General features: G+C 53.7%; 22 protein-coding genes. 19 read left to right on the top strand and 3 right to left on the bottom strand.

Annotated features, from left to right (window positions below):
- The first annotated feature begins 5 nt into the window (after positions 1–5).
- The 7 genes from meaB to scpC are packed head-to-tail and all read left to right on the top strand — an operon-like array spanning position 6 to position 7050.
- Positions 6–1082, top strand: a complete 1077-nt coding sequence (gene meaB, locus AC6T8Q_RS16280) for a methylmalonyl Co-A mutase-associated GTPase MeaB (RefSeq protein WP_500680086.1) — start codon at positions 6–8, stop codon at positions 1080–1082.
- Complete coding sequence (locus AC6T8Q_RS16275) at positions 1060–2733, top strand: acyl-CoA mutase large subunit family protein (protein WP_500680085.1); 1674 nt, start codon at positions 1060–1062, stop codon at positions 2731–2733. Before meaB ends, AC6T8Q_RS16275 begins: the two co-directional genes overlap by 23 nt.
- Positions 2734–2748: 15 nt before the next feature.
- Positions 2749–3168 carry a methylmalonyl-CoA epimerase gene (mce, locus tag AC6T8Q_RS16270; RefSeq protein ID WP_500680084.1) on the top strand — a complete coding sequence of 140 codons (420 nt, stop codon included), beginning with the start codon at positions 2749–2751 and terminating at the stop codon, positions 3166–3168.
- Between the two features lie 14 nt (positions 3169–3182).
- Complete coding sequence (locus tag AC6T8Q_RS16265; RefSeq protein ID WP_500680083.1) at positions 3183–4784, top strand: acyl-CoA carboxylase subunit beta; 1602 nt, start codon at positions 3183–3185, stop codon at positions 4782–4784.
- Between the two features lie 7 nt (positions 4785–4791).
- Positions 4792–5136, top strand: coding sequence for a hypothetical protein (locus tag AC6T8Q_RS16260; protein ID WP_500680082.1), 345 nt, complete (start codon positions 4792–4794; stop codon positions 5134–5136).
- A gap of 2 nt (positions 5137–5138) precedes the next feature.
- On the top strand, positions 5139–5522 hold the full coding sequence (locus AC6T8Q_RS16255) for a biotin/lipoyl-containing protein (RefSeq protein ID WP_500680081.1): 384 nt from the start codon (positions 5139–5141) through the stop codon (positions 5520–5522).
- A 22-nt stretch (positions 5523–5544) separates the two neighbouring features.
- Positions 5545–7050 carry a succinyl-CoA:acetate CoA-transferase ScpC gene (gene scpC, locus AC6T8Q_RS16250; RefSeq protein WP_500680080.1) on the top strand — a complete coding sequence of 502 codons (1506 nt, stop codon included), beginning with the start codon at positions 5545–5547 and terminating at the stop codon, positions 7048–7050.
- 5 nt (positions 7051–7055) lie between these two features.
- Here scpC and AC6T8Q_RS16245 read toward each other — a convergent pair whose 3' ends face one another.
- Complete coding sequence (locus AC6T8Q_RS16245; protein WP_500680079.1) at positions 7056–7502, bottom strand: DUF4405 domain-containing protein; 447 nt, start codon at positions 7500–7502, stop codon at positions 7056–7058.
- 21 nt (positions 7503–7523) lie between these two features.
- Positions 7524–7895, bottom strand: a complete 372-nt coding sequence (locus AC6T8Q_RS16240) for a hypothetical protein (protein ID WP_500680078.1) — start codon at positions 7893–7895, stop codon at positions 7524–7526.
- A 320-nt stretch (positions 7896–8215) separates the two neighbouring features.
- On the opposite strand from AC6T8Q_RS16240, the gene AC6T8Q_RS16235 reads away from it, so the two are divergent.
- The 12 genes from AC6T8Q_RS16235 (at position 8216) to AC6T8Q_RS16180 (ending at position 21625) form a co-directional block, all read left to right on the top strand.
- A complete protein-coding gene (locus AC6T8Q_RS16235; protein ID WP_500680077.1) occupies positions 8216–8662 on the top strand; it encodes a hemerythrin domain-containing protein in 447 nt (148 codons plus the stop codon).
- A 19-nt stretch (positions 8663–8681) separates the two neighbouring features.
- Entirely contained in the window at positions 8682–12248 is a 3567-nt protein-coding gene (gene nifJ, locus AC6T8Q_RS16230) for a pyruvate:ferredoxin (flavodoxin) oxidoreductase (protein WP_500680076.1), read from the top strand.
- A 248-nt stretch (positions 12249–12496) separates the two neighbouring features.
- Complete coding sequence (locus AC6T8Q_RS16225) at positions 12497–13609, top strand: sodium ion-translocating decarboxylase subunit beta (RefSeq protein WP_500680075.1); 1113 nt, start codon at positions 12497–12499, stop codon at positions 13607–13609.
- 11 nt (positions 13610–13620) lie between these two features.
- The gene (locus AC6T8Q_RS16220; RefSeq protein ID WP_500680074.1) at positions 13621–13812 is read left to right on the top strand and encodes a hypothetical protein; all 192 of its coding nucleotides are present in this window, start codon (positions 13621–13623) and stop codon (positions 13810–13812) included.
- A 24-nt stretch (positions 13813–13836) separates the two neighbouring features.
- A complete protein-coding gene (locus AC6T8Q_RS16215; RefSeq protein WP_500680073.1) occupies positions 13837–14736 on the top strand; it encodes a TerC family protein in 900 nt (299 codons plus the stop codon).
- 90 nt (positions 14737–14826) lie between these two features.
- A complete protein-coding gene (locus tag AC6T8Q_RS16210) occupies positions 14827–15033 on the top strand; it encodes a hypothetical protein (RefSeq protein WP_500680072.1) in 207 nt (68 codons plus the stop codon).
- A 419-nt stretch (positions 15034–15452) separates the two neighbouring features.
- Positions 15453–16403, top strand: coding sequence for a cytochrome c oxidase subunit II (gene coxB / locus AC6T8Q_RS16205; RefSeq protein ID WP_500680071.1), 951 nt, complete (start codon positions 15453–15455; stop codon positions 16401–16403).
- On the top strand, positions 16400–18625 hold the full coding sequence (gene ctaD, locus AC6T8Q_RS16200) for a cytochrome c oxidase subunit I (RefSeq protein ID WP_500680070.1): 2226 nt from the start codon (positions 16400–16402) through the stop codon (positions 18623–18625). Before coxB ends, ctaD begins: the two co-directional genes overlap by 4 nt.
- A gap of 2 nt (positions 18626–18627) precedes the next feature.
- Positions 18628–19434: a cytochrome c oxidase assembly protein gene (locus tag AC6T8Q_RS16195; protein ID WP_500680069.1), complete on the top strand. Its 807-nt coding sequence runs from the start codon at positions 18628–18630 to the stop codon at positions 19432–19434.
- A complete protein-coding gene (locus AC6T8Q_RS16190; protein ID WP_500680068.1) occupies positions 19431–19652 on the top strand; it encodes a hypothetical protein in 222 nt (73 codons plus the stop codon). The genes AC6T8Q_RS16195 and AC6T8Q_RS16190 overlap by 4 nt, the downstream gene beginning before the upstream one ends.
- A complete protein-coding gene (locus AC6T8Q_RS16185; protein WP_500680067.1) occupies positions 19649–20173 on the top strand; it encodes a QcrA and Rieske domain-containing protein in 525 nt (174 codons plus the stop codon). The genes AC6T8Q_RS16190 and AC6T8Q_RS16185 overlap by 4 nt, the downstream gene beginning before the upstream one ends.
- Before the next feature lie 48 nt (positions 20174–20221).
- Positions 20222–21625: a cytochrome b N-terminal domain-containing protein gene (locus AC6T8Q_RS16180; protein WP_500680066.1), complete on the top strand. Its 1404-nt coding sequence runs from the start codon at positions 20222–20224 to the stop codon at positions 21623–21625.
- Here AC6T8Q_RS16180 and AC6T8Q_RS16175 read toward each other — a convergent pair.
- Positions 21622–22692 (bottom strand): cupin domain-containing protein, encoded by a 1071-nt coding sequence (locus AC6T8Q_RS16175; protein WP_500680065.1) that lies wholly within the window; start codon positions 22690–22692, stop codon positions 21622–21624. The two genes, AC6T8Q_RS16180 and AC6T8Q_RS16175, sit on opposite strands and share 4 nt — an antisense overlap.
- Positions 22693–22790 lie beyond the last annotated feature (98 nt).

Raw genomic sequence — 22790 nt, 5'->3', positions numbered from 1 at the left:
CTGCCATGGCTGTTTCGATTGAAAAGTTGGTGAAACAGATTCAAGAAGGTGGCCCCCTGTCTTGTCGTGCTGCGGCGCGCTTGATGACAATCCTCACGGACGAGCCGCAGCGCCTTGTCGAACTCTTGGCGGGGAGCCAACATTGGCCGCAACCAAGTCTTGTACTAGGAGTCACCGGCGCACCTGGCTCGGGCAAATCCACGCTCGTCGATCATTTGGCCATCGACTACCGCCTGCGGTATCCGGATAAGAAGATCGGAATCATCGCCGTCGATCCTTCGTCGCCTTTCACCGGCGGAGCAATCCTGGGTGATCGCGTGCGGATGATGCGTCACAGCACGGACCCGAACATTTTTATTCGCTCCTTGGCCTCACGAGGTCATCTTGGTGGCCTCACTCTCGGCGTCAGGGGAATCGTGCGAGTGATGGGACTGCTCGGCTGCGATGTGGTGTTCATCGAAACGGTTGGCGTGGGCCAGAGTGAAGTGGAAATTGCCAAGAGTGCAGACACTGTGTTAATAGTGCTCGCTCCGGGCCAAGGCGATTCCGTGCAGTTATTAAAAGCGGGCCTCATGGAGGCGGGCGACCTTTTTGTCGTGAACAAAGGGGACCGTCCCGAAGCTCTGCAATTAAGGCAACAGCTGTTGATGACATTGAGAACGGCTTCGCTAGCAACCAGCGACCATCACTGGGGACATCAAGATCCAGCAAATCAGAGCAGCGAGCTTCCCAATGTCTATGTTTGCAGCGCAGCTCACCATGAAGGTATCGAGGCGATCACCAGTGAATTGCAACGATTGACAGAGCACAAATCCAGCGAATGGCAGACTAAGCGACAAGCTCACGCACTCGCGGAAATTAGACAAGCGGTTTTTGAAGAAGTCCAGCGGCGAGTGGAAGGCATAATCGGCAGCAACGGAACGGGCGAGGCAAATTTGCGCACGATTCTGGATGGCTCGAAATCATTGAAGTGTTTTGTTGACGACCTGTTGCAGCGGTCGAACACCACTTCCCAAGCGAACATTGGTAACACCGAGTTCTCGGTAACGGCAGAAGATAATGGATACCTTGTTAAACAGTAATCGAATCGACGCGGCTCACAAATGCTGGAATGACGGCTTGCTGGCGAAGACGCTGGCCAAGTTTCCTGAACAGCGTCAGCAATTCGTGACAGCTTCGGGTCATCCTGTTGAGCGGTTATACAAACCCGAAGAAGGTTCGGAAGGAAATTACGTCGAGCAACTTGGTTTTCCAGGTGAGTATCCATTCACGCGGGGTGTGCAACCTACGATGTACCGCGGGCGGTATTGGACAATGCGTCAGTACGCGGGCTTTGCCACGGCTGAAGAATCGAATCAACGCTATAAGTATTTGCTCGAGCAAGGAACGACCGGTTTGAGCGTAGCGTTCGATTTGCCGACGCAAATCGGCTATGACTCCGATGATCCCATTTCGGCGGGCGAGGTGGGAAAAGTTGGCGTTGCCATTGATTCGCTCGCCGACATGGAAGCCTTGTTCGCAGGCATACCGTTAGACAAAGTCTCCACCAGTATGACGATCAATTCCACGGCGGCCATCTTACTGGCCATGTATATTGTCGTCGCTGAGAAGCAAGGCGTTACGCCGGAGAAACTCAACGGAACGATTCAGAACGACATTCTCAAGGAATACATCGCCCGCGGCACGTACCGGTTTCCGCCAGGGCCATCGTTGCGATTGACCAGCGATATTTTTGCTTACTGTACGGAGCACGTGCCGAACTGGAACACGATCAGCATTAGTGGCTATCACATCCGCGAGGCGGGCTCGACGGCGGCGCAAGAGATTGGCTTCACGTTGGCCAATGCCATTTGCTACATCAACACGGCCTTGAAGGCCGGTCTCAAGATCGACGATTTCGCGCCGCGGCTGGCGTTTTTCTTTGCGGCTCATAGCGATCTGTTTGAAGAAGTTGCCAAGTTCCGTGCGGCACGTCGTCTTTATGCAAGTATCATGAAAAATCGCTTCGAGGCGACAAACCCCAAGAGCCAGATGTTGCGATTCCACACCCAAACCGGAGGAGTGACTCTCACCGCTCAGCAACCAGATAACAATGTTGTTCGTGTGACCTTGCAGGCACTTGCTGCGGTCTTGGGTGGCACGCAATCTTTGCACACAAACTCCAAGGATGAAGCCTTAGCTTTGCCGACCGAAGAGTCGGTGACCGTCGCTTTGCGGACACAGCAGGTGATTGCCTATGAATCGGGGGTGACCAACACAATCGATCCCCTTGCCGGGAGTTATTTTGTCGAACAACTCACGGATGACATCGAGCGAGAGGCGAACGAAATCATTCTTGAGATTGAAAATCGCGGTGGCATGGTCGCAGCGATTGAACAAGGTTATGTCCAAGACCAAATCGAACAGTCCGCGTATCGATTTGGGCAATCGATCGATAGTGGCGAGCGGACGATCGTGGGGGTCAATAAATTTGTCTCGAAAGAACCGCTCGCGATGAATTTATTCCAAGTCTCAGACACGATTGCCCAACGTCAGATCGAAAGCGTCCGGCGAGTTCGCGCCGAGCGTGACCAAGCTCGCACAACCGCAGCCCTAGAGGCACTTCGGCAAGCCGCGGCAGGACACGACAACCTCATGCCACTAATTCTTGAGGCTGTACGTGCCTACGCCACGGTGGGTGAAATTTGCAGTACGTTGGGCGCGCTGTTCGGCGACTACACGGAATCCAATTAACGAAGGTCTACTGTCATGATAGCAGCCAAAGCGATTAACCACATCGGGATTGCGGTCAGTTCAATCGAATCGCAGCGCGACTTTTATGAGAACATCCTTGGGGCGGAGTTTGAGATGATTGAGGATGTGCCGAGTCAAAAAGTACGCGTTGCGTTTTATAAAGTCGGCGATGTACGCCTGGAGTTGCTCGAGCCCACCGATCCTGCGAGCAGCGTCGCCACTTTTTTGGAGAAGCGCGGCGAGGGATTGCATCACGTAGCCTACACGGTCGACGATATCGAACAGCGATTGGCTGAATTGAAAGCAGAGCAGATTCGTCTGATTGATGAGACACCGCGCTCAGGCGCTCACCATACACAAATCGCGTTTCTCCACCCCAAAAGTTCCGGCGGCGTGCTCACGGAATTGTGCCAGATAATAGACGGCCAAAAGTAAAGGCTTTGAAAAACATGTCAAATTCAGCATTGGAAAATGGTTATGTTTCGGGAAAGCCGAATCCAAGCGTGTCGTTGATGACGACGCTGCTTCGCGAACTTGAAGAACGTCGCAAGGCACTGACACTTGGAGGTGGAGCCGAGCGGATTGCCAAACAAAAAGCAGCTGGCAAATTGTCGGCTCGCGAACGTGTGCAAACATTCCTCGACGCCGACAGTTTTCAGGAGCAATTTGGCTTTGCCAGCCATCGCTGCACGCACTTTGGTATGGAAAAGAAAGACTTGCCGGCCGATGGCGTTGTGACGGGTTGCGGTACCGTCGATGGCAGGCTCGTCCATTTGGCGAGTCAAGACTTTACCGTGGCCGGAGGAGCCGCGGGCGAAGTTCATAGCGATAAGATCGTCGCAATGATGGAAGCCTCTTTGAAAACAGGCAGCCCGTTTGTTTTCATTAACGATTCCGGCGGTGCACGCATTCAAGAAGGCATCGATAGTCTAGCTGCTTATGCGCGAGTCTTTTTTCACAACACGCTGCTTTCTGGCGTGGTGCCACAAATCAGTTTGATCTGCGGGCCTTGTGCGGGTGGTGCGGCCTACAGCCCTGCGCTCACCGATTTCATTATTCAAACGAAACATGCCCAGATGTTCATCACAGGGCCAAGCGTCATCAAGCAGGTAACAGGACAAACTGTTACCGCCGAAGAATTGGGTGGTGCTGAAGCCCACATGCACTATTCCGGCGTCGTTCACTTTGTGGCCGAGAACGACCGTGAAGCGATCAGCTTGTGCCGTAGATTGCTCAGCTTTCTTCCCTCGAACAATATGGAAGACCCACCTACGATTCCCACGAAACCTGTGGTGTCGCTCGATCCCGAAATGCGCAATATCTTGCCGGAGAATTCGCGGTTAGGATACGACATGCACGAGGCCATCAAACGGATTGTCGACAATGAAGACTTTTTGGAGATCCAAGCTCACTTTGCGGAAAATCTTCTGATTGGCTTTGGGCGCATCCTCGGGCAAACCGTGGCCATCATTGCCAACCAACCTCAGTTCAAGGCTGGTTGTTTGGATATCGACGCGTCGGATAAGGGATCGCGATTTATTCGGTTCTGCAATGCGTTCAACATCCCGTTGGTAACACTTGTTGACGTGCCAGGATTTATGCCTGGCGTGGAGCAAGAATATGGCGGCATCATTCGCCACGGTGCGAAATTGCTATTCGCTTATTCGGCGGCAACGGTTCCCAAGATCACCATTATCATGCGCAAGGCTTATGGTGGGGCCTATGTGGCGATGTGTGCCAAGGATTTGGGGGCCGACCGTTGTGCCGCGTGGCCCACCGCCGAGATCGCGGTCATGGGGGCAGACGGCGCGGTGGAGGTCGTTTTTCGCAATGAGATTGAGAAAGCCGAAGACAAAACAGCCAAACGCGCAGAATTGATCAAGTTGTATCAGGATACGTTTTCGACGCCCTACGTGGCGGCGGGGCGCAGAATGGTGGATGATGTTATTGATCCCGCCGAGACGCGGCGGTACATTGCGCTCGCCCTGGCAAGTCTCAAGACCAAGCGTGATATTCGTCCCGCGAAGAAACACGGTTTGATCCCGCTGTAAGTGAATCATGGTTGCATTTGAAAGTTTGATGATTGCTGAAACTGTCGATGGAAATAACTTCATGGGCTGGTTGCCGTTGTTGGTCATGATCGTAGCTGCCCTCGCTTTGGCTTGGGTGAGCAAGATACTACGCACGAACCCTACAACTAACCCAGCATCGGAAGTTGTTTCATCTTCAGAAGCTATTAATCCTGAACTTCTTGTTGTCTTAACCGCGGCAGCAACTGCGGCACTCGGGACACCTGTCATAGTTCACCGGATCACGTTTTTGAATCAAAATACCGTCTCGGGATGGGCCGAGGCGGGTCGGACTTCGTTGCACTGGTCGCACAACGTGCGAAGGAATAATTAAGCATGAAACTTCGCATCATTGTGGAAGGAAAGAGTTACGAAGTCGACGTGGAGGTGCTCGATGACAGCGTGTCGCACGGCACGAGCCAGCCGAGCGAACCCGCGAGCATGGCCGCACCGCCGATTTCCAAGCCAAAACCACCGGCGCCCAGCTCGGCACCCGTGGTGACCGGCGAACGAATCGTGAAAGCGCCAATCGTGGGGACAATTTTGAATCTTAAGGTTTCGCCGGGCGACGTGGTCACGACCAATCAAGTGCTGCTCGTCATGGAAGCGATGAAGATGGAAACTAACGTCGCTTCTCCCCTCGAAGGAAAAGTCAAAGCGATCCTGGTTGCACCGGGTGACGCTGTGAAAACGGGGCAGGCCTTGATCGAACTTGAATAATGAGGCAGGAGGCAAAGAAGAGATGAAAACGGGAAACGCATTTCCAAAAATGTCAGCCGAGGAAGCGGCGGCGATGATACCCCATGGCGCGCTCGTGGGATTCTCTGGCTTTACCCCTGCGGGTGCCGCCAAGGCTGTCCCTCGCGCGCTCGCGGATCGAGCCCGGCGACTGCACGAAGACCGCCAGCCCATGAAAATTCGCGTGCTTACCGGGGCCAGCACGGGGGCCGCGCTTGATGAAGCGCTGGCCGAGGCGGATGCCATCTCCTGGCGTGCTCCCTATCAAAGCAGCCGAACTTTGCGCAGCCGGATCAACGACCAGCAAGTGCAATTCGTCGACATGCACTTGTCGCATTTGCCGCAAATGATCGAATTTGGCTTTTTTGGAAAGCTCGATTATGCCGTCGTTGAAGCCGTCGAAGTTCTCCGTGACGGCAGGGTTTATCTCAGCTCGTCTGTCGGCGTCTCACCGAGCTTACTGAAGCACGCCGACAAGATCATCATCGAAATCAATCAATACCACTCGAAGCGTGTCGCCGAAACGCACGACATTGCAATCCTCCCTGCCCCACCTCATCGTTCGCACATTCCGATCGAAACGCCGCTAGGTAAACTAGGCACGCCCTTCGCGTTTGTCGATCCGCGGAAAGTTGTCGGCATTGTCGAAACAAAGGAATCAGATGGCGTGTTAAATTTTGACTCACCTGACCAGGCGAGTAGCCTTATTGCCGAGCATGTGATCAAGTTTCTCGTCGACGAAATGCGCGCGGGTCGCATTCCACCGGAATTTTTGCCGCTACAAGCAGGGGTGGGCAACGTCGCAAACGCCGTGATGGCTGGACTTGGGCAAAGCAATGATATCCCGCCTTTCTTTATGTTCAGCGAAGTCTTTCAAGATTCGCTCGTCGAACTGATGGAACACCGTAGACTACTGGGGGCTTCCTCCACAAGTCTTACGCTAAGCGATGAGCGGCTGCAGCACGTGTACGACAACATGGATTTTTTTGCTCCACGAATTGTTCTGCGACCGCAGGAATTATCGAACAATCCTGGGCTGATTCGCCGACTCGGCGTAATCGCTATTAACACAATTCTGGAAATGGATATCTACGGTTGTGCGAATTCAACGCACGTTTGTGGCACGCAACTCATGAATGGCGTAGGCGGATCGGGAGACTTTACTCGCAATGCTTACCTATCGATTCTTGTCACACCCAGCATTGCCAAGAACGGCAAAATTTCGGCCGTGGTGCCGATGGTCAGCCACGTCGATCATAACGAGCATTCCGTACAGGTGGTTGTCACGGAACAAGGCTTAGCGGACTTGCGCGGTTTAGGACCCGTCGAGCGAGCTCGCTTGATTATCGACAAGTGTGCGCACCCCACTTACCGCGATTACCTCCGGCGGTATTTGTCGGAAGCCCCGGCGGGACATTTGCCGCACGATTTGGGACGCTGTTTTGAGCTGCACCGCAATTATGCCGAAACCGGTTCAATGCTGCCGGAAGCGGTCGCAGCAAATTGTTAGATGGCTTACGGAGTATTGTTGGCCGACACTTGCTGCAATTCTTGTTGCTCACGCTGCGAGGTCTGTTGTAATGGCGCAAGCCAGGGATATGTCACAAGTGCAAGCGAAATTGCTACGACAACCAACACCACTAGAAATTGCAGCTTCGAGCAGCTCGAGGCGAGATTCTTGAACATCGCGACAATCCACTTCCAGTGCAGCGCAAGATGAAAGACCAGCAGCGCCAGGAATGCACAGGCGATCCACAAATGGATTTCTCCCCAGTCGTGGCGGGTCAATCCACCGACCACGTCGATGGGCCGATCCAACGCACCTAGACCACGCCCGAACGGCAAATGTCCGCCGCTCCCGGGCGGCAATCGAAAGGTGATTAATAGCCCCGTCGATAGCAACAGGAGCAGCAAGAACATGGCTGCGCCATCCACAACAAAATTCAGGTTCACGCGTTTCATGGCGGATACCTTTCCAGGGAACTAGTCGGTCTCTTGCACGCCATTAAACTTTCGTGCGAGACGTTCACCGAGGATATGCCGGCGCCGTTCGACGGTTTCCACGGCGGCGACCGCCAGTGGTAACAGGTACTTCAACGGACAGGGACAGTTCGAAGTTTCCTTGTTAGCACAATCCTCACAGATTTCGTCGTGCAGCCGATCGAGATAGGGATCGATCAACGCGCTGTCGACCGACTTGCAAATGGCCACAAGTTTTTCGAGGTGCTGCTCCACTCCGCAGCCAATTCCTTTGGGCTGGCATGGCGGGGCATTCTTAACTCTCGCTACGCAACGACGGCAAACTTGCAATTCAAGTTCTTTGGCATATTCCTTGAGTTCAAGATTGGCAATCATGTCACACACTTCCTTCTTAACTAAAGCTATTAAGCCAGGGAAAGTATCAGCAAAAGGCGGGCCAGGGATTCCATGACAGGAAACGCCGTTTCACGCTGTGCCGAGAGTAATCTCAGACTTGTTGTGTGCCTTATCAGAGGTTGAGTGTGCAGGGCCGCACACCAAAAATCATGGAAAATGCCGCCGATGTCTGAAATTGGTCGAATTTTTCCCTAGGGATGTGCTAACGCCCTGGCGGCATTTCATTTGCGTTAACTTTCGTCGCGAACACTGTCGAGAGGACGTCGTAACCCCGATTTCACTAATACAAGGGCCTTGTCATGGTCGCACGTGTAAGTACGCGGTCCGCACTGGAAATTGCCGAACGCGAGCACAATCAGCTGCACGAAAAACTCAATACGTTAGCTCGCCTTATCGAGAGCAGGGCGATAACTCTCGAAAGAGTCGTTGAGCTACTTGAATCCCTGCGAAAGTTTTTCATCGCTCATTTTCAAAAGGAAGAGCGGAGTGGCTTATTCGAACTTATCGAAGAGCGCGCACCTCATCTGAGCCGCCAAGTTCGCAAAGTGATGAGCGAGCACGCGGAACTTGTCAAGCGGATGGACGGCATGCTTCGCTTTGCCCGACGTGGCACGGGACAGCCGCTGTGTTGGTGGATGCTCAATCACCGCATGGAAGATCTCGTCACCAAGCTCCGCAAACACGAATCCGACGAGAACGGTGTGTTGCAGATGGCCTATACAGATGATCTCGGTACGAAAGATTGAAGACACTCGGGAGCCTATCATGTTGGCCAACAGTTACTCCGTTGTGGATGGCAATGAAGCCGTCGCTGCCGTCGCCCACGCGTTGAGCGAGGTCATCGCGATTTATCCGATTACTCCCGCTTCGACGATGGGCGAGTTCGCCGACGAATGGTCAAGCAGTGGGCGGACAAATGTCTTTGGCGCGGTGCCGCAAGTCATCGAAATGCAAAGCGAGGCCGGTGCCGCGGGAGCGGTACATGGAGCACTGCAACTCGGCACTCTCGCGACGACGTTCACTGCCTCCCAAGGTTTGCTGCTAATGATTCCCGAGATGTACAAGATCGCGGGACAGCTCTTGCCATCGGTCTTCCATGTTGCCGCTCGAACGGTGGCCACCCACGCACTGTCCATCTTCGGAGATCACAGCGACGTGATGGCAGTCCGAGGGACTGGCTGGGCCATGTTGTCGTCCGGCAGCGTGCAGGAAGCTCAAGATTTAGCACTCGTGGCTCACTCCGCCACGCTGAAGTGCTCCGTGCCGTTCCTTCACTTTTTTGACGGCTTCCGCACTTCTCACGAAGTCAACAAGATCAAATGTCTGTCACAGGCAGACCTATTGTCGATGATCGATTTGGGCGCCTTGAAGAAATTTCGTGAGCGGGCGTTGAACCCGGATCATCCCTGCCTGAGAGGCTCAGCACAAAATCCCGACGTTTTCTTCCAATCACGCGAGGCGGCCAATCCGTTTCACGATGCCGTTCCGCATCTCGTGCAGAACGAAATGAACCGTTTCGCGGATCTGACCGGCAGACACTATCACTTGTTTGATTACGTTGGTCCTCCCGATGCACAAACCGTCATTGTCTTGATGGGATCAGGGGCTGGCGCCGCAGAGGAGGCCATCGAGCGCCTAGTCAGCGAGGGTCACAAGGTCGGACTGCTCAAGGTTCGGCTGTATCGACCCTTTGCTGGCTGGTCGTTCGTACAAGCCTTGCCTAATACGGTCCAACGCATAGCTGTACTCGACCGATCAAAGGAACCAGGCGCGGTAGGCGAGCCGCTCTATACCGATGTTGTGGCAGCGATCTCGGAATACTGGCCCACGAAGCTGGAAACCTTAGGCGGGCCGGCCCCCCAAGTCGTTGGGGGACGTTACGGACTCGCGTCGAAAGAATTTACACCGGCGATGGTGGATTCGGTTTTTGAGAATGCGCTCCGTCCCACTCCTAAGAAACATTTCACCGTGGGAATCTATGACGACGTCACGGAGCTGAGCCTCGCTTGGGATTCCGAGTGGACTACCGAGGCGAATGACGTCTTCCGAGCCGTGTTCTACGGATTGGGTAGTGATGGCACGGTCGGGGCCAGTAAGAACTCGGCGAAGATACTGGGCGAGAATACGAATCTCTATGCACAAGGTTACTTTGTTTACGATTCCAAGAAGTCGGGGTCGATGACGGTTTCGCATTTGCGATTCAGTCCCCGTCCGATTTCATCGACGTACTTGGTGAGCCAGGCAAACTTTGTGGCCTGTCACCAATTCCAATTTCTGGAGACTACGGACGTGCTAGGCGTCGCTGCGGAGGGCGCGACGTTTTTGCTCAATAGTCCTTACTCCGCTGTCCAAGTTTGGGGCAGGCTGCCCCGGGAGGTGCAACAACAAATTATCAGCAAGCATCTTAAGTTTTTCGTTGTCGACGCTTACGGCGTGGCCCGGCGAGCTGGCATGGGAGCACGAATCAACACCGCTATGCAATGCTGCTTCTTTGCTCTCGCCGGGTTATTACCTCGTGATGAGGCAATCGAACATATCAAGAACGCAATTCGGAAGTCTTACGGACGACGTGGCGAAGATGTAGTTCAGCAAAATATTGGGGTCATCGATGAAGCCCTCAACTCACTCCAGGCCGTTGAGGTTCCTCTTTTCGCCGATGGTGACGAGCTTCCTGTGCCTCGGCTCGCTCAAACGGAATCGGATTTTGTTAATCGAGTGACGGCAGCGATTGCCGCGGGACGTGGAGACTTACTGCCCGTGAGCGCGATGCCCATAGATGGCACGTATCCTACGGGAACGTCGCGGTACGAGAAAAGAAGCATCGCGGCGGAAATTCCGATTTGGGATTCATCACTTTGCACGGAGTGTGGCTTGTGTGCCCTGGTGTGCCCTCATGCGGCGATTCGCATCAAGGCCTTTGGTGAAGATCTCGGCAAAGAATCGCCTGTGAATTTCCAATCGATCGAGTGGCGCGATAAAGATCACCCACGCCATCAGTTTGTGGTGCAAGTCGCTCCCGATGACTGCACGGGTTGCCGCGTCTGCGTCGACGTTTGCCCTGCCAAGAGCAAGGAAATTCCTGGCCATAGAGCCATCAACATGGAACCGAAAGTCGATCATTTGTTGGCGGAACGTGCCAACTTCGATTTCTTCCTGGGATTGCCTGAACTCAATCGGGCGGAAGTCAAAGCCGACACCATCAAGGGTTCGCAACTCTTGCAGCCGCTCTTTGAATTCTCGGGAGCGTGCGCCGGCTGTGGCGAAACGCCTTATTTGAAACTCATGTCGCAACTGTTCGGTGACCGTGTCATCGTTGCGAACGCCACGGGTTGCTCTTCGATCTTTGGAGGCAATTTGCCGACCACGCCTTGGAGCACGAACGCGGAAGGACGCGGACCCGCTTGGTGCAATTCCCTATTCGAGGACAACGGCGAATTCGGTTTGGGAATGCGCTTGGCCGTCGATCAACAACACGACTATGCGACGAGTCTGCTTACAAAATTGAGTTCGAAAATTGACAGTGAACTCGTTGGGCGACTCTTGCATGCCAACCAAACCGATGACGACAACATTGACTTACAACGTCGAAACGTGGCCGAGCTAAAACTGTTGCTGGCAGAGTTTGACGAACCAGCGGCGCGCGAATTGGCCACCATCGCTGACTCCCTCGTGCGACGTAGTGTTTGGATTGTCGGTGGCGATGGCTGGGCCTACGATATCGGATTCGGAGGATTGGATCACGTCTTGGCGAGTGGCCGCGATGTCAATATTCTCGTGCTGGATACCGGCGTCTATTCCAACACGGGGGGGCAAGCTTCGAAGGCGACCCCACGCTGTGCCACGGCCAAGTTTGCCGCAGGTGGCAAATCCACGCGGAAGAAGGATATCGGCCTGCTCGCCATGTCTTATGGCAATGTTTATGTGGCCCAGGTCGCGTTGGGAGCCAATCCCAATCAAACGCTGAAGGCGATGCGTGAGGCCGAATCGTATCCAGGTGTGTCGCTCATTCTTGCGTACAGCCAGTGCATTGCTCACGGGATCGACATGGCCTGCGGAATGACACATCAGAAAGATCTTGTCCAAGCGGGGCTTTGGCCACTCTATCGCCATGATCCCCGCCGCATAGCTCAGGGAGAGCATGAGTTTCAGCTCGATAGCCGTAAACCGACGGTCCCATTTGCTGAATTCTGCAAGTCAGAATCGCGTTTTGCGGGTGTCGCGAATGCTCATACCGCAAGCTCTGCTGAATCGATCGAAAACGCTCAGCACGATATCGACGAGCGTTGGAAGATGTATCAGCAACTGGCAAGTATGACGAACGGCGCAGAATAGTAGTGCCGTTGAACCGTGAGATTTATGTATCCATATGGCGCGCAGGAGCGCATTGTGCCCGGGCATCCTAGCAACTTACTCGCAAGAAACTGCTAGAATTCCGCTTCATTTTCCCCTTAGGCGATTGGAACATTCTTTGCGAACCAATTCCGTTGAGCCGTAAGAAGTTTCCAATAGCACGCGGGTGCAGGACGGTTCAACACCGCGTAGGTACGAGCAGCCAGTGCTCTCACAAGCCCCTAATAATCATGGACCAACTGCTACAGGGCATTTATGGCTTAACGCCTGGCGCCGTATTGATGTTTGGTATCGGGGGACTCATTATCTGGCTGGCAATCGCCAAAGAGTATGAACCCACTTTGCTCCTGCCGATTGGCCTGGGTGCTATCCTGGCAAACATTCCTTATTCCGCGGCCATTGGAACGGCCGCAGAGCCAGGCATACTGACCACGCTGTTTGACTTCGGCATCCGTACCGAACTTTTTCCACTTTTAATCTTCGTCGCTATCGGTGCGATGATTGATTTTGGCCCCTTACTGCAAAATCCCAAGATGCTGCTGTTTGGAGCCGCCGCTCAGTTCGGCATTTTCTTCACACTCTGCTTGGCCGTGGTGATGGGGTTCACATTGAAGGAATCCGCCTCGATCGGCATCATTGGCGCGGCCGATGGCCCCACTTCCATCGTGGTGGCCAATCGTTTCGCGCCGCACTTATTGGGGCCGATCACCGTCGCGGCCTATTCCTACATGGCGTTGGTGCCCATCATTCAGCCGCCGGTGATTCGACTGCTCACAACAAAGCGTGAACGAAAAATCCGAATGGATAATGCTGGATTTCGCCCCGTCTCGCAACGAACAAAAATTCTGTTTCCGATTGTCGTCGCATTACTTGCCGGTTTGATTGTTCCAAGTGCTACGGCACTGATTGGCATGCTTATGTTCGGCAACTTGCTGCGTGAATCGGGCGTTGTCGACCGTCTCTCTAAGGGCGCACAAAATGAGTTGGCCAACATTGTGACCATCTTGTTGGGCATCTCGATTGGCGCGGTCATGACGTCCGACGAATTCTTGGATAAGCGCACACTCATGATTCTCGGTATGGGTATTATTGCCTTCGTCTTCGACACGGCAGGCGGTGTGCTGTTTGCCAAATTCCTTAACCTATTTCTCAAACATAAGATTAATCCAATGATCGGCGCATGCGGCATCTCGGCGTTTCCGATGTCGGGTCGCGTGGTCTACAAGATGGGCCTCGCCGAGGATCCACAGAATCACCTGCTGATGCACGCCATCAGTTGTAACGTCGGCGGCCAACTCGGTTCGGTGATTGCTGGCGGCCTCATCTTGGCTTTGATTGGTTAGGGAGCGGAACAATGTTCGAAAATATGCTGTCATTTCGTGTGCATTCCCTTGCGACGGTGTCATTTGACGACCCCGTGTTGATGGAAGCACTACGTGTTAGCGGGATCGCACTGTTAGCAATCTTTTTGGTCATGGGACTCTTCGGGGTCATGATTAGTTTGTTCTCAATCCTATTTCCAGCGACTGAGGATGAGACGATTTAACGAGAGGGGCAATAGCCAGGTACCATGTTTTCCACACTTCCGTTCGGTCAAGAGTTTGTTTGGGGTGATTTAGGAATTGTCGGCTTGCTCATCCTGCTCGAGGGTGTGCTGTCGCTCGACAACGCTCTCGTGCTTGGCCTGCTTGCGAAACGCCTGCCCAAAAGCCTGCAACCTAAGGCTCTCACGTATGGCTTATTGGGTGCCTTCGCCTTTCGCGTGCTGGCGATCAGTGTCGCCACTTTCTTACTGCAATGGCGAGTCGTGAAACTGCTCGGCGGTGGTTATCTGGCATTCGTGGCGATCAAACATCTGTGGTTCGAACATCACGAAGATGTGGGAGATGTCGCTGTGGGTTCCAGTGGTGAGCCGGTACTCGTTCATGAAGTATCGGGCAAACCACTCACGGTGGCCCAAGAGGACGTGGAAATTGAAGAACGAGTTCCCCTTCCCCGTGCAACTGAACTTCTCGATGGGCGGGCCACCGATGGCAAAGCCAAGTTCTGGCCCACGGTGTTCGTTATTGAGCTAACTGATATTGCGTTCGCCGTCGATTCGATTCTGGCGGCTATAGCACTGGTGGGGCCCGCGCCTGCGGGACATGCCCCGGATTCCGTTCACCCCAAACTGTGGGTCATCATTACGGGTGGCATGTTGGGAGTCGTACTTATGCGCTACGCAGCGGTGCTATTCATTCGCTTGTTAGACCGTTTTCCCCGCTTCGAGTTGACCGCCTATTGGTTGGTGTTATTGATCGGTTTGAAGCTGCTTATCGATTGGGGTTTCAATACACCCTTGCAACCCCATAGTGTTGACTTCCATAATTTCCATGAAGCGCCGTTTTGGATCTTCTGGATTGCGTTGGCACTGACATTCTGCACAGGATTTTTGCCGAAAAATGACTCGATGAAGATGTGTAGCCGATAGGTAGCCCTGACACTCGTTACCCATCCTCCAAAGCTGTTTTCAACTTGGCACGTACTCATTGTTCCCGTTCCTACCGCGAGGGCTGCTCGAATGTTCGATCGCTTTTATTTGCTTTCTTATGGATTGGCGATCGTCCTGGCCTTCATCGGGTTTAAAATGTTGGGCGAATCGCCGATACAAGAATATTTCCACATGAGCGAAAAGGCGATTACATTCGCGTCTTTGGGGGTCGTTGGTCTAACTTTAATTGGTTCTGTGATTTTATCACTGTTGATTCCCTCTGAGTCGACAGAGTGATTTTCTTAGAAAGAGTCTCAAGTCCTGTGGTCAGAGGATATCTGGCGAAACTTTCTCTTGCTGTTAAGCATGAGAGTCCCCACTGAAGTCACAATTATCCAGCGCAGTAACGATGGACTCGCTGATTGGCAATCAGCTCGAATTATTCTTTCTTTCGAATCGCCATTTTCGCCAGCATTTCTCACCTGGCGACGCATCGTAGTGGCCTTACCCCCAGAATTCGCTAAGATATCTTTCACAATAATGTCATGCACCATCCAGAGAGGCATTTTTCAAGGGCATGACCTGTCTATAAAGACAGTCGAACGTTGCAAGGATCAGCAATGCATCAATTTCGAGCACGTCATACAGTTGGTGCTTTAATCTGTCGGGGATTTCACCATTCAAACGTCAGTGCTTTTCGCCAAGGAGCTTAGTGCGTGGACATCTCGTTTCCCGTATTTCAGCCCGAATCGCCCGAAGCCCAGGCCATCTTCGACCTGTTCGTGGCGGTTCTCTGGATCTCGGCGGGAATCTTCATCATCGTCACAGGGCTGATCGTGATCGCCCTCATCCGAGGCCGGGTACGTGTCGATCTGCCGAAGCAGGACTTCGGCAGCCATCGCCGCGAAATTCTGTGGATGGTCGGCCCCATCATCATCGTGCTGTGGATCGGGGTCATCAGCATGAAGTTGATTCTGACGATGAATGCTTACCCCAAAGTCCATCCGCCGCACGATGCCCCAGCTGACGCGGAATTGATCGTCATTGGGCATCAATGGTGGTGGGAGGTTCGTTACAACCATTCCGGCCGCGTAGGGGCGAATGAAATCCATATTCCCGTGGGAAAGAAGATCCGTGTTGAAGTCCAATCCGCCGACGTGATTCACTCGTTTTGGGTGCCACAACTGGGACGCAAAATCGATGCGATTCCAGGGCGCAACAACTTCATCTGGCTCGAAGCAAGTCGGCCGGGCGAGTACCAAGGTCGCTGTGCCGAATTCTGTGGCAACCAACACGCGTGGATGAACTTCACGGTCTATGCCCACGATCCCAAAGAGTACGCTCAATGGCAACATGACGAGAACGTCACGCTGGCATCTGTGACCGAGTCAGCCGCAGAGGCGGGCGAAAAGCTGTTTTTCTCTCAGACGTGCGTCAATTGCCACACCATCGATGGCACGGCCGCGACCATGACCATCGGCCCCAATCTCACGCATATCGCGCGTCGCAAAGAAATCGGCGGTGGCGTGCTGCAAAACTCACCAGACAATCTGCGTCGGTGGTTGAAGAATCCTCAAGCCATCAAACCGGGTTGTAAGATGCCCAACTTCAATCTTTCGGATGAACAAGTCCAACAGCTGGCAGCGTATTTGGAGTCTCTCGATTGACCACGCAAGCGATTGAATCCACTGCTGCCTTGGAAACAACTCTCCCGCGCGAGAGGTTGCTGCCTTGGGTTGCGTCGGTCGATCACAAGCAGATCGGAATTATGTATATGCTGCTCTCCGTGATCTTTCTCATCATCGGAGGGCTCGAAGCGACGCTGATTCGCATTCAGTTGGCGATACCGAACAACACATTTCTCTCGCCCGAAATGTTCAACCAGCTCTTCACGATGCATGGAACGACGATGGTGTTCCTGGTGGGGATGCCACTTGTGACAGGCTTCGCCAATTATTTGATTCCCCTGATGATCGGCGCCAAAGATGTCGCCTTTCCTCGGCTCAACGCCATGAGCTTCTGGATATTGGCGTTCGGTGGGGTGCTACTTTACTTCAGCTTTCTGACCGGATCGGCCCCGAATGCCGGCTGGTTTTCTTACGCACCGCTTTCCACAAAACCTTATAGCTCACTGCTGGGGGTGGATTACTGGATCATTGGTCTGGCGGTGATGGGCGTTGGCTCGATTGCCGGGGCGATCAACCTCATCACCACGATCCTTTGCCTGCGTGCGCCGGGAATGAGTTTGCAACGTGTCCCACTCTATGTGTGGATCATGCTCATGCAGTCGCTGTTAGTGGTGCTCGCGATTCCACCGCTTAACTCGGCGCTGGCATTACTGTACATCGATCGCTCGTTGGGCGCAGCGTTTTTTGAACCGGCACGCGGGGGCAATGCCGTTCTATGGCAGCACTTCTTTTGGCTGTTTGGTCATCCCGAAGTTTATGTCTTCGCCTTGCCGTCTTTCGCGGTCATTTCGGAAGTGATACCCGTGTTCTCGCGCAAACCGATTTACGGCTATGCGTTTGTAGCCGGTTCGAGCGTGGCCATTGTACTTTTGAGCTACGGGGTGTGGGCTCATCATATGTTCGCGGTCGGATTGGGACCGGCGGCTGAAATTTTCTTCGCGGCGATGACGCTCCTGATTGCAATTCCCACAGGCATCAAAATCTTCAACTGGACGGCCACGATGTGGGGCGGTTCGATTCGCCTGACGACGGCGATGTTGTTTGCCATCGCTTTTCTGATTCAGTTTGTGATTGGTGGCTTAACCGGCGTGATGTTTGCTTCCGTGCCGGTCGATTGGCAGTTGACCGACACCTACTTCGTCGTCGCTCATTTTCACTATGTCTTGATCAGTTGCATCGTGTTCGCTTTCTTCGCGGCGGTCTATTATTGGTTCCCCAAAATGACCGGCCGCATGCTCAGCGAACGATTGGGCAAGCTGCAATTCTGGCTGTGGCTGATCGGTTTCAACGGTACGTTTTTCGTGCAGCATCTGCTCGGTTTGATGGGCATGCCGCGCCGCGTTTATACGTATGCTGATCTCCCCGGTTGGGGACTGCTCAATGCTGTCTCCTCTGCATCAGTCGTTTTTATGATCGCGGGCACGCTCGTACTGCTGTGGAACATCATTCGCAGTTTGCAGCACGGTAGCCCCGCAGGCAACAATCCCTGGAATGCCTACACATTGGAATGGGCAACCACATCGCCGCCACCTCCTGAGAATTTTTCGAGCTTACCCGAAATCAAAAGCCGGCGGCCGTTGTGGGATCTCGATAACCCAGAACTTGCCGACTGGAAATTTTCCTCGACACCTGAAGACACGCTTTCCCGTCCCACCAAGGCCAAAACCTTTGCTTGGTTATTTGTTGTTTCCGAAGCGATATTCTTCGTCTTATTGCTGGCAAGTTATGTGATCTTCAACTCGCAAACTGACCAACAGGGACCTACCGCGACAACAGCACTGAACGTGCCAAGAACCGCGGCTTTCACGGTGTTTCTGCTCGCCAGCAGTGCAACCTTTTGGCTTGCCGAGCAAGGTCTGCGGGCAGGAAGTAGGATACGTTTCCTCACTTCGCTTGGCGTAACGATTATCCTTGGTGTCATCTTCCTCGCGGGGCAGGCGATTGAATACAAAGGCTTGCTAGCCAATAACATTACCATCGACCGCAACTTGTTTGCCTCAACATTTTTCACAGTCACCAGTTTTCACGCTCTACACGTGTTCGGTGGGCTGGTGGCATTGAGTATCTTTTGGATCTTTGGGCAACAGAAGATTCTCACACCACGATGGCATGCGCCAGTGCAAGCCGTCGGCATCTACTGGCACTTTGTCGACGTGGTGTGGATCGTTGTCTTCTCGATCATTTATTTAGGAGTTCTATAGTCATGCTCAGGGCCGAACTATGGAATCTGAATTCCCCCGTATGGATTGTCGCAGCTGTGATGATGATAAATTACATGCTGCTGTTTCGGCCAATCAACGTAAAACGCATGCTCGCGATCTTGTCGGCGATTGCGTTAATCGTGCTCGTGTTTATCTCACCGGTCGGAGTGTTGGCTGATGGCTACCTGTTCAGCGCCCACATGGTGCAGCATTTGGTTTTGCTGCTGCTCGTGCCATTATTAATCCTCATAAGCCTTCCCTCAGAGCGGTTTCAGCGGTTGCGAACTTCTGGCATACTTCGCGGCAACGCCACTCCGATCATCGGTTGGATCTGCGGTATCGGAGCGATGTGGCTGTGGCATATCCCCAGCCTCTGCAGTGCGGCCACCGAAAGTACGGGCATCGGGTTACTAAGAGACGCCTCGCTGGTCGCTGCCGGCTTGGCGTTTTGGTGGCCAGTTTTCTCTCCCAGGCAGGAGCAGCGACTCGACCCCTTAGCGGGTATCGTTTATTTGTTCTCCGCATGTCTCGGCTGCACGCTGCTGGGAGTGTACATCACGTTTACCACCATCAGCGTTTGCCCTGCCTTCACGAATCCCACCGATCGCATCAACATCGTCGGTCACCTGTATGACCTGGGCCTCACTCCCACGGTCGATCAACATCTGGGCGGGCTATTGATGTGGGTGCCTCCCTGTATGCTTTATCTGAGTGTGATTTTGTTCCTATTGTCTCGGTGGTATTCAACGATGGACGATCGCCTCTCGCTGCTCCCTCAACGACCAGTACAAGCAGGATCACAACTATGACGGAAATCGATTCGACAATCGTTGATTGCTCGGCTCTGGAAGACGAAGCCGTCGTGAGACCCACCTATGCGCCCGCCGCATTGGCGATGGGCATCACCATGACAGCATGGGGATTGTTGACTCACTGGAGCATGTCGCTGTTAGGGGCCGCTTTGGCGATAGCTGCACTAGGCGCGTGGATTCGCGACATCATGCACTCGCAGGAGAGCAACACATGACTGACTGCAACGCTCCAAACCCGACGCCTCATGAGGATCATCGGCGCACGTTCTTTGCTCGTCTGACGTTATTTCTCTCGGGATTGATTGGGTTGGCGATCGCGGTGCCCGGCTTGTCATTTATTCTTGCCCCCGTGTTTGGAAAGAAGCCTCGCAAATGGCGGGCTGTCGGCAAACTGGAATCTTTCAAACTCGGCGAGACCGTCCTCGTGGAATTTGAAGATCCGTCACCCGAGCCTTGGGCCGGTGTCACCGCTCGAACGGGTGCGTGGTTACGACGTGTTTCAGACAATGAGTTCATCGCCTTCTCCATCAATTGCCGGCATCTTGGTTGTCCCGTCCGGTGGATTGCCGACGCCAAGTTGTTTATGTGTCCCTGTCACGGCGGGGTTTATTACGAAAATGGGACCGTAGCGGGCGGCCCTCCACCGAAACCTTTGCATCGCTATTCGGTGCGTGTGCGTGGCGAGCAGGTGGAAATTGAAACCGGCCCCGTGCCACTTACGACAACACCCGTATAAATTTGTGACCGTCTCAAACAATCGCAACCATCGCCTCGACCTAACAACATGTTCGTTAAGAAACTGAAAAACATTTGGCGCTCGTTTGACGATCGCGCGGGATTCTCAGATTACGTCGTCCCGCTCCTTACGCACGTTGTCCCGCGGGATGCCCGTTGGTGGTATGTCTTTGGCAGCGCGACGCTCACGGCGTTTATCGTGCAAGTCCTCACCGGCATTTGCCTGGCTATGTCTTATGTCCCAGGAGGTGACGAGGCTTACGAAAGTTTAAAATACATCACCGAGCAAGCGCCGTTCGGTAATCTGCTCCGCGGCATGCACTACTACGGCGCGTCGGCGATGATTATGCTCGCGGTAATTCACCTCGTGCAAGTTTATTTGCACGCAACGTATAAGTATCCACGCGAATTGAACTGGATGAGCGGCGTCGTGCTGCTTTTTGTCGTGCTAGGAATGGGCTTCACTGGCCAGCTCTTGCGATGGGATGCCAATGGTGTTTGGTCGGTTGTCGTTGGCGCTGAAATGGCGGGTCGCGCACCGATTGTTGGACCGCAGATTGCGCACTTTATTTTGGGTGGCGATACCGTCGGCGGTTCAACGCTGAGCCGATTCTTCGTCATGCACGTCTTCATCGTACCCGGCGTGATTTTCGCCGGCATTGCTTTGCATCTGTTATTACTGCTGCGGCACGGCGTGTCGGAAATGCCGAACCCCGAACAACCCGTCGATCCGGCGACCTACAAACAGGATTACGAAGAACGACTCAGCCGCACCGGTGTGTCCTTTTGGCCCCATGCGATTTGGAGGGACGCAGTCTTCTCGGCATTTGTCGTTGCCATCATTGTCGGGTGTGCGCTGTTGATTGGCCCCCCTGCCCTCACGAGTTCTCCCGACCCCAGCAGCATTCAGGCCAACCCCATGCCCGATTGGTATTTCTGGTGGTACTTCGCAACGCTCTCGCTGCTTCCACCTGGCTTGGAAACTTGGGTGATTCTTGGCTTGCCGGTAGTAGCATTCCTAACGCTGTTCTGCTTGCCACTCATTTCCAATAAAGGGGATCGCGCACCGAGCAAACGTCCCTGGGCTTTGGGTGTTGTGATTGCCGCCTTCACAGCCTTTGTCGTGCTGACGATCTACGCCTATTACGAGCCTTGGTCACCCGATTTTGGCGTTCCCCCCTTGCCTGCAAAAATCGTTGGAGCGGAAAGCGGCCCGATCGCCGAAGGGGCCGCACTCGTTCACTCGAAAGGATGTCTCTACTGCCACGACATCGACGGCTACGGCGGACATCGCGGGCCAGAATTATCCAAGATCGGCCGCCTGCTCACGCGCGACGACTTGATCATCCGCATCAACAACGGCGGCTACAACATGCCTGCGTTTGCCGGGACGATCACATCGGCAGAACTGGACTTGATCGTGGGTTTTCTGGAGACGCGGCGCGGGTCTTAGTCTTTCTGTTTTCCCTCGGCGATGAAAACTTGCTTGCGCGGGAACTTCTCGAACAGGCTCGCGGGTTGGCTGAAATTCGTCGCCAGAATATCCGAAGGATTTCCAGCAATCCACTGCGAGAGGTCGATAGCCGCGTACACACCGGTGTTCAAGCCGATCAGGATGCGACATGTTTTGTCGCCGATATTTTCAATCGAATGCCCAAAGCCTTGTGGGATGTAACCAACATCGCCCTGATCGAGAGTTTCCGCGCGAAAACGGCCGTGTGAGCCAAACATGGTGACGCTGATTTGCCCTTCGATCACGTAATGCCATTCATCGGCCGTAGGATGCCAATGCAATTCGCGCATCGCGCCCGGTTCAAGTTCGAGAACTACGCCCGTGATGGTGGTTGAAACTTCAAATCGCGAGGAATCGACCCGCCATTCGCGTCCACCGGCGAAGGTTCTGAACGGCGGTTGCTTGAGCAATTCATACTTGTGCGTTTGTGGCGGAGGCTGCCACCCTTGCAGCGGCGTGACTGGTTCTTCGGCTGGCACTTTGCCTTGAGCAAAATAAACTTCTTCGTTCGGAAAATTCTCGAACGACGACGACGGCAACCCAAAATTCTTGGCCAACAACTCACGCGGGGCATGGCCCAACCAATCGGTAATGCTGAACGTGCCAAACTCAGAAAAATAACCGTTGTCGAAAATCAAAATAAAACGGCATGGCTCGTTGCCCAAGCATTCCAGCACGTGGCCATACCCGCGTGGGAAATACCAGACATCACCGGGATCGAAGTCGTTCGTTTCAGCAAAACCATGGGGATCGATCACCGTCGTCCGCACGCGTCCCGAAAGAACAAAAGCCCATTCCGCGGCGGTAGCGTGCCAATGCAACTCGCGCATCGCACCCGGCTCGATTTGCATCGAAACACCGGCAATCCCTTTGGAAATTGGCAACTGTTCGACGGTTGCCTCCTTGCCATAGCTGTTGCCGATAACTTTTCCCACCGACTTTTCGAGCGCGAACTTGAACGTGGGAAGTTCTTTACCAGATAACAACGGATCCGGGACGTTATTCATATTGCCAAGCCAAAAGTAACGGACAGAGTATCGCAAGACCGCTATATGAGCGGCTCACCTAACAGCACTTACACCCAATAGTGTAGCTTGGCAATTAT

Source organism: Bythopirellula sp., assembly GCF_041737835.1.
Classification (GTDB): domain Bacteria; phylum Planctomycetota; class Planctomycetia; order Pirellulales; family Lacipirellulaceae; genus Bythopirellula.
The sequence above is the reverse complement of the archived record's forward strand: the minus strand, read 5'-3'. Positions and strand labels throughout refer to the sequence as shown.

Excerpts from the sequence above, each read along its gene's own strand:
- meaB (WP_500680086.1), top strand. The coding sequence starts at position 6 with ATGGCTGTTTCGATTGAAAAGTTGGTGAAACAGATTCAAGAAGGTGGC.
- AC6T8Q_RS16275 (WP_500680085.1), top strand. The coding sequence starts at position 1,060 with ATGGATACCTTGTTAAACAGTAATCGAATCGACGCGGCTCACAAATGC.
- mce (WP_500680084.1), top strand. The coding sequence starts at position 2,749 with ATGATAGCAGCCAAAGCGATTAACCACATCGGGATTGCGGTCAGTTCA.
- AC6T8Q_RS16265 (WP_500680083.1), top strand. The coding sequence starts at position 3,183 with ATGTCAAATTCAGCATTGGAAAATGGTTATGTTTCGGGAAAGCCGAAT.
- AC6T8Q_RS16260 (WP_500680082.1), top strand. The coding sequence starts at position 4,792 with ATGGTTGCATTTGAAAGTTTGATGATTGCTGAAACTGTCGATGGAAAT.
- AC6T8Q_RS16255 (WP_500680081.1), top strand. The coding sequence starts at position 5,139 with ATGAAACTTCGCATCATTGTGGAAGGAAAGAGTTACGAAGTCGACGTG.
- scpC (WP_500680080.1), top strand. The coding sequence starts at position 5,545 with ATGAAAACGGGAAACGCATTTCCAAAAATGTCAGCCGAGGAAGCGGCG.
- AC6T8Q_RS16245 (WP_500680079.1), bottom strand. The coding sequence starts at position 7,502 with ATGAAACGCGTGAACCTGAATTTTGTTGTGGATGGCGCAGCCATGTTC.
- AC6T8Q_RS16240 (WP_500680078.1), bottom strand. The coding sequence starts at position 7,895 with ATGATTGCCAATCTTGAACTCAAGGAATATGCCAAAGAACTTGAATTG.
- AC6T8Q_RS16235 (WP_500680077.1), top strand. The coding sequence starts at position 8,216 with ATGGTCGCACGTGTAAGTACGCGGTCCGCACTGGAAATTGCCGAACGC.
- nifJ (WP_500680076.1), top strand. The coding sequence starts at position 8,682 with ATGTTGGCCAACAGTTACTCCGTTGTGGATGGCAATGAAGCCGTCGCT.
- AC6T8Q_RS16225 (WP_500680075.1), top strand. The coding sequence starts at position 12,497 with ATGGACCAACTGCTACAGGGCATTTATGGCTTAACGCCTGGCGCCGTA.
- AC6T8Q_RS16220 (WP_500680074.1), top strand. The coding sequence starts at position 13,621 with ATGTTCGAAAATATGCTGTCATTTCGTGTGCATTCCCTTGCGACGGTG.
- AC6T8Q_RS16215 (WP_500680073.1), top strand. The coding sequence starts at position 13,837 with ATGTTTTCCACACTTCCGTTCGGTCAAGAGTTTGTTTGGGGTGATTTA.
- AC6T8Q_RS16210 (WP_500680072.1), top strand. The coding sequence starts at position 14,827 with ATGTTCGATCGCTTTTATTTGCTTTCTTATGGATTGGCGATCGTCCTG.
- AC6T8Q_RS16195 (WP_500680069.1), top strand. The coding sequence starts at position 18,628 with ATGCTCAGGGCCGAACTATGGAATCTGAATTCCCCCGTATGGATTGTC.
- AC6T8Q_RS16190 (WP_500680068.1), top strand. The coding sequence starts at position 19,431 with ATGACGGAAATCGATTCGACAATCGTTGATTGCTCGGCTCTGGAAGAC.
- AC6T8Q_RS16185 (WP_500680067.1), top strand. The coding sequence starts at position 19,649 with ATGACTGACTGCAACGCTCCAAACCCGACGCCTCATGAGGATCATCGG.
- AC6T8Q_RS16180 (WP_500680066.1), top strand. The coding sequence starts at position 20,222 with ATGTTCGTTAAGAAACTGAAAAACATTTGGCGCTCGTTTGACGATCGC.
- AC6T8Q_RS16175 (WP_500680065.1), bottom strand. The coding sequence starts at position 22,692 with ATGAATAACGTCCCGGATCCGTTGTTATCTGGTAAAGAACTTCCCACG.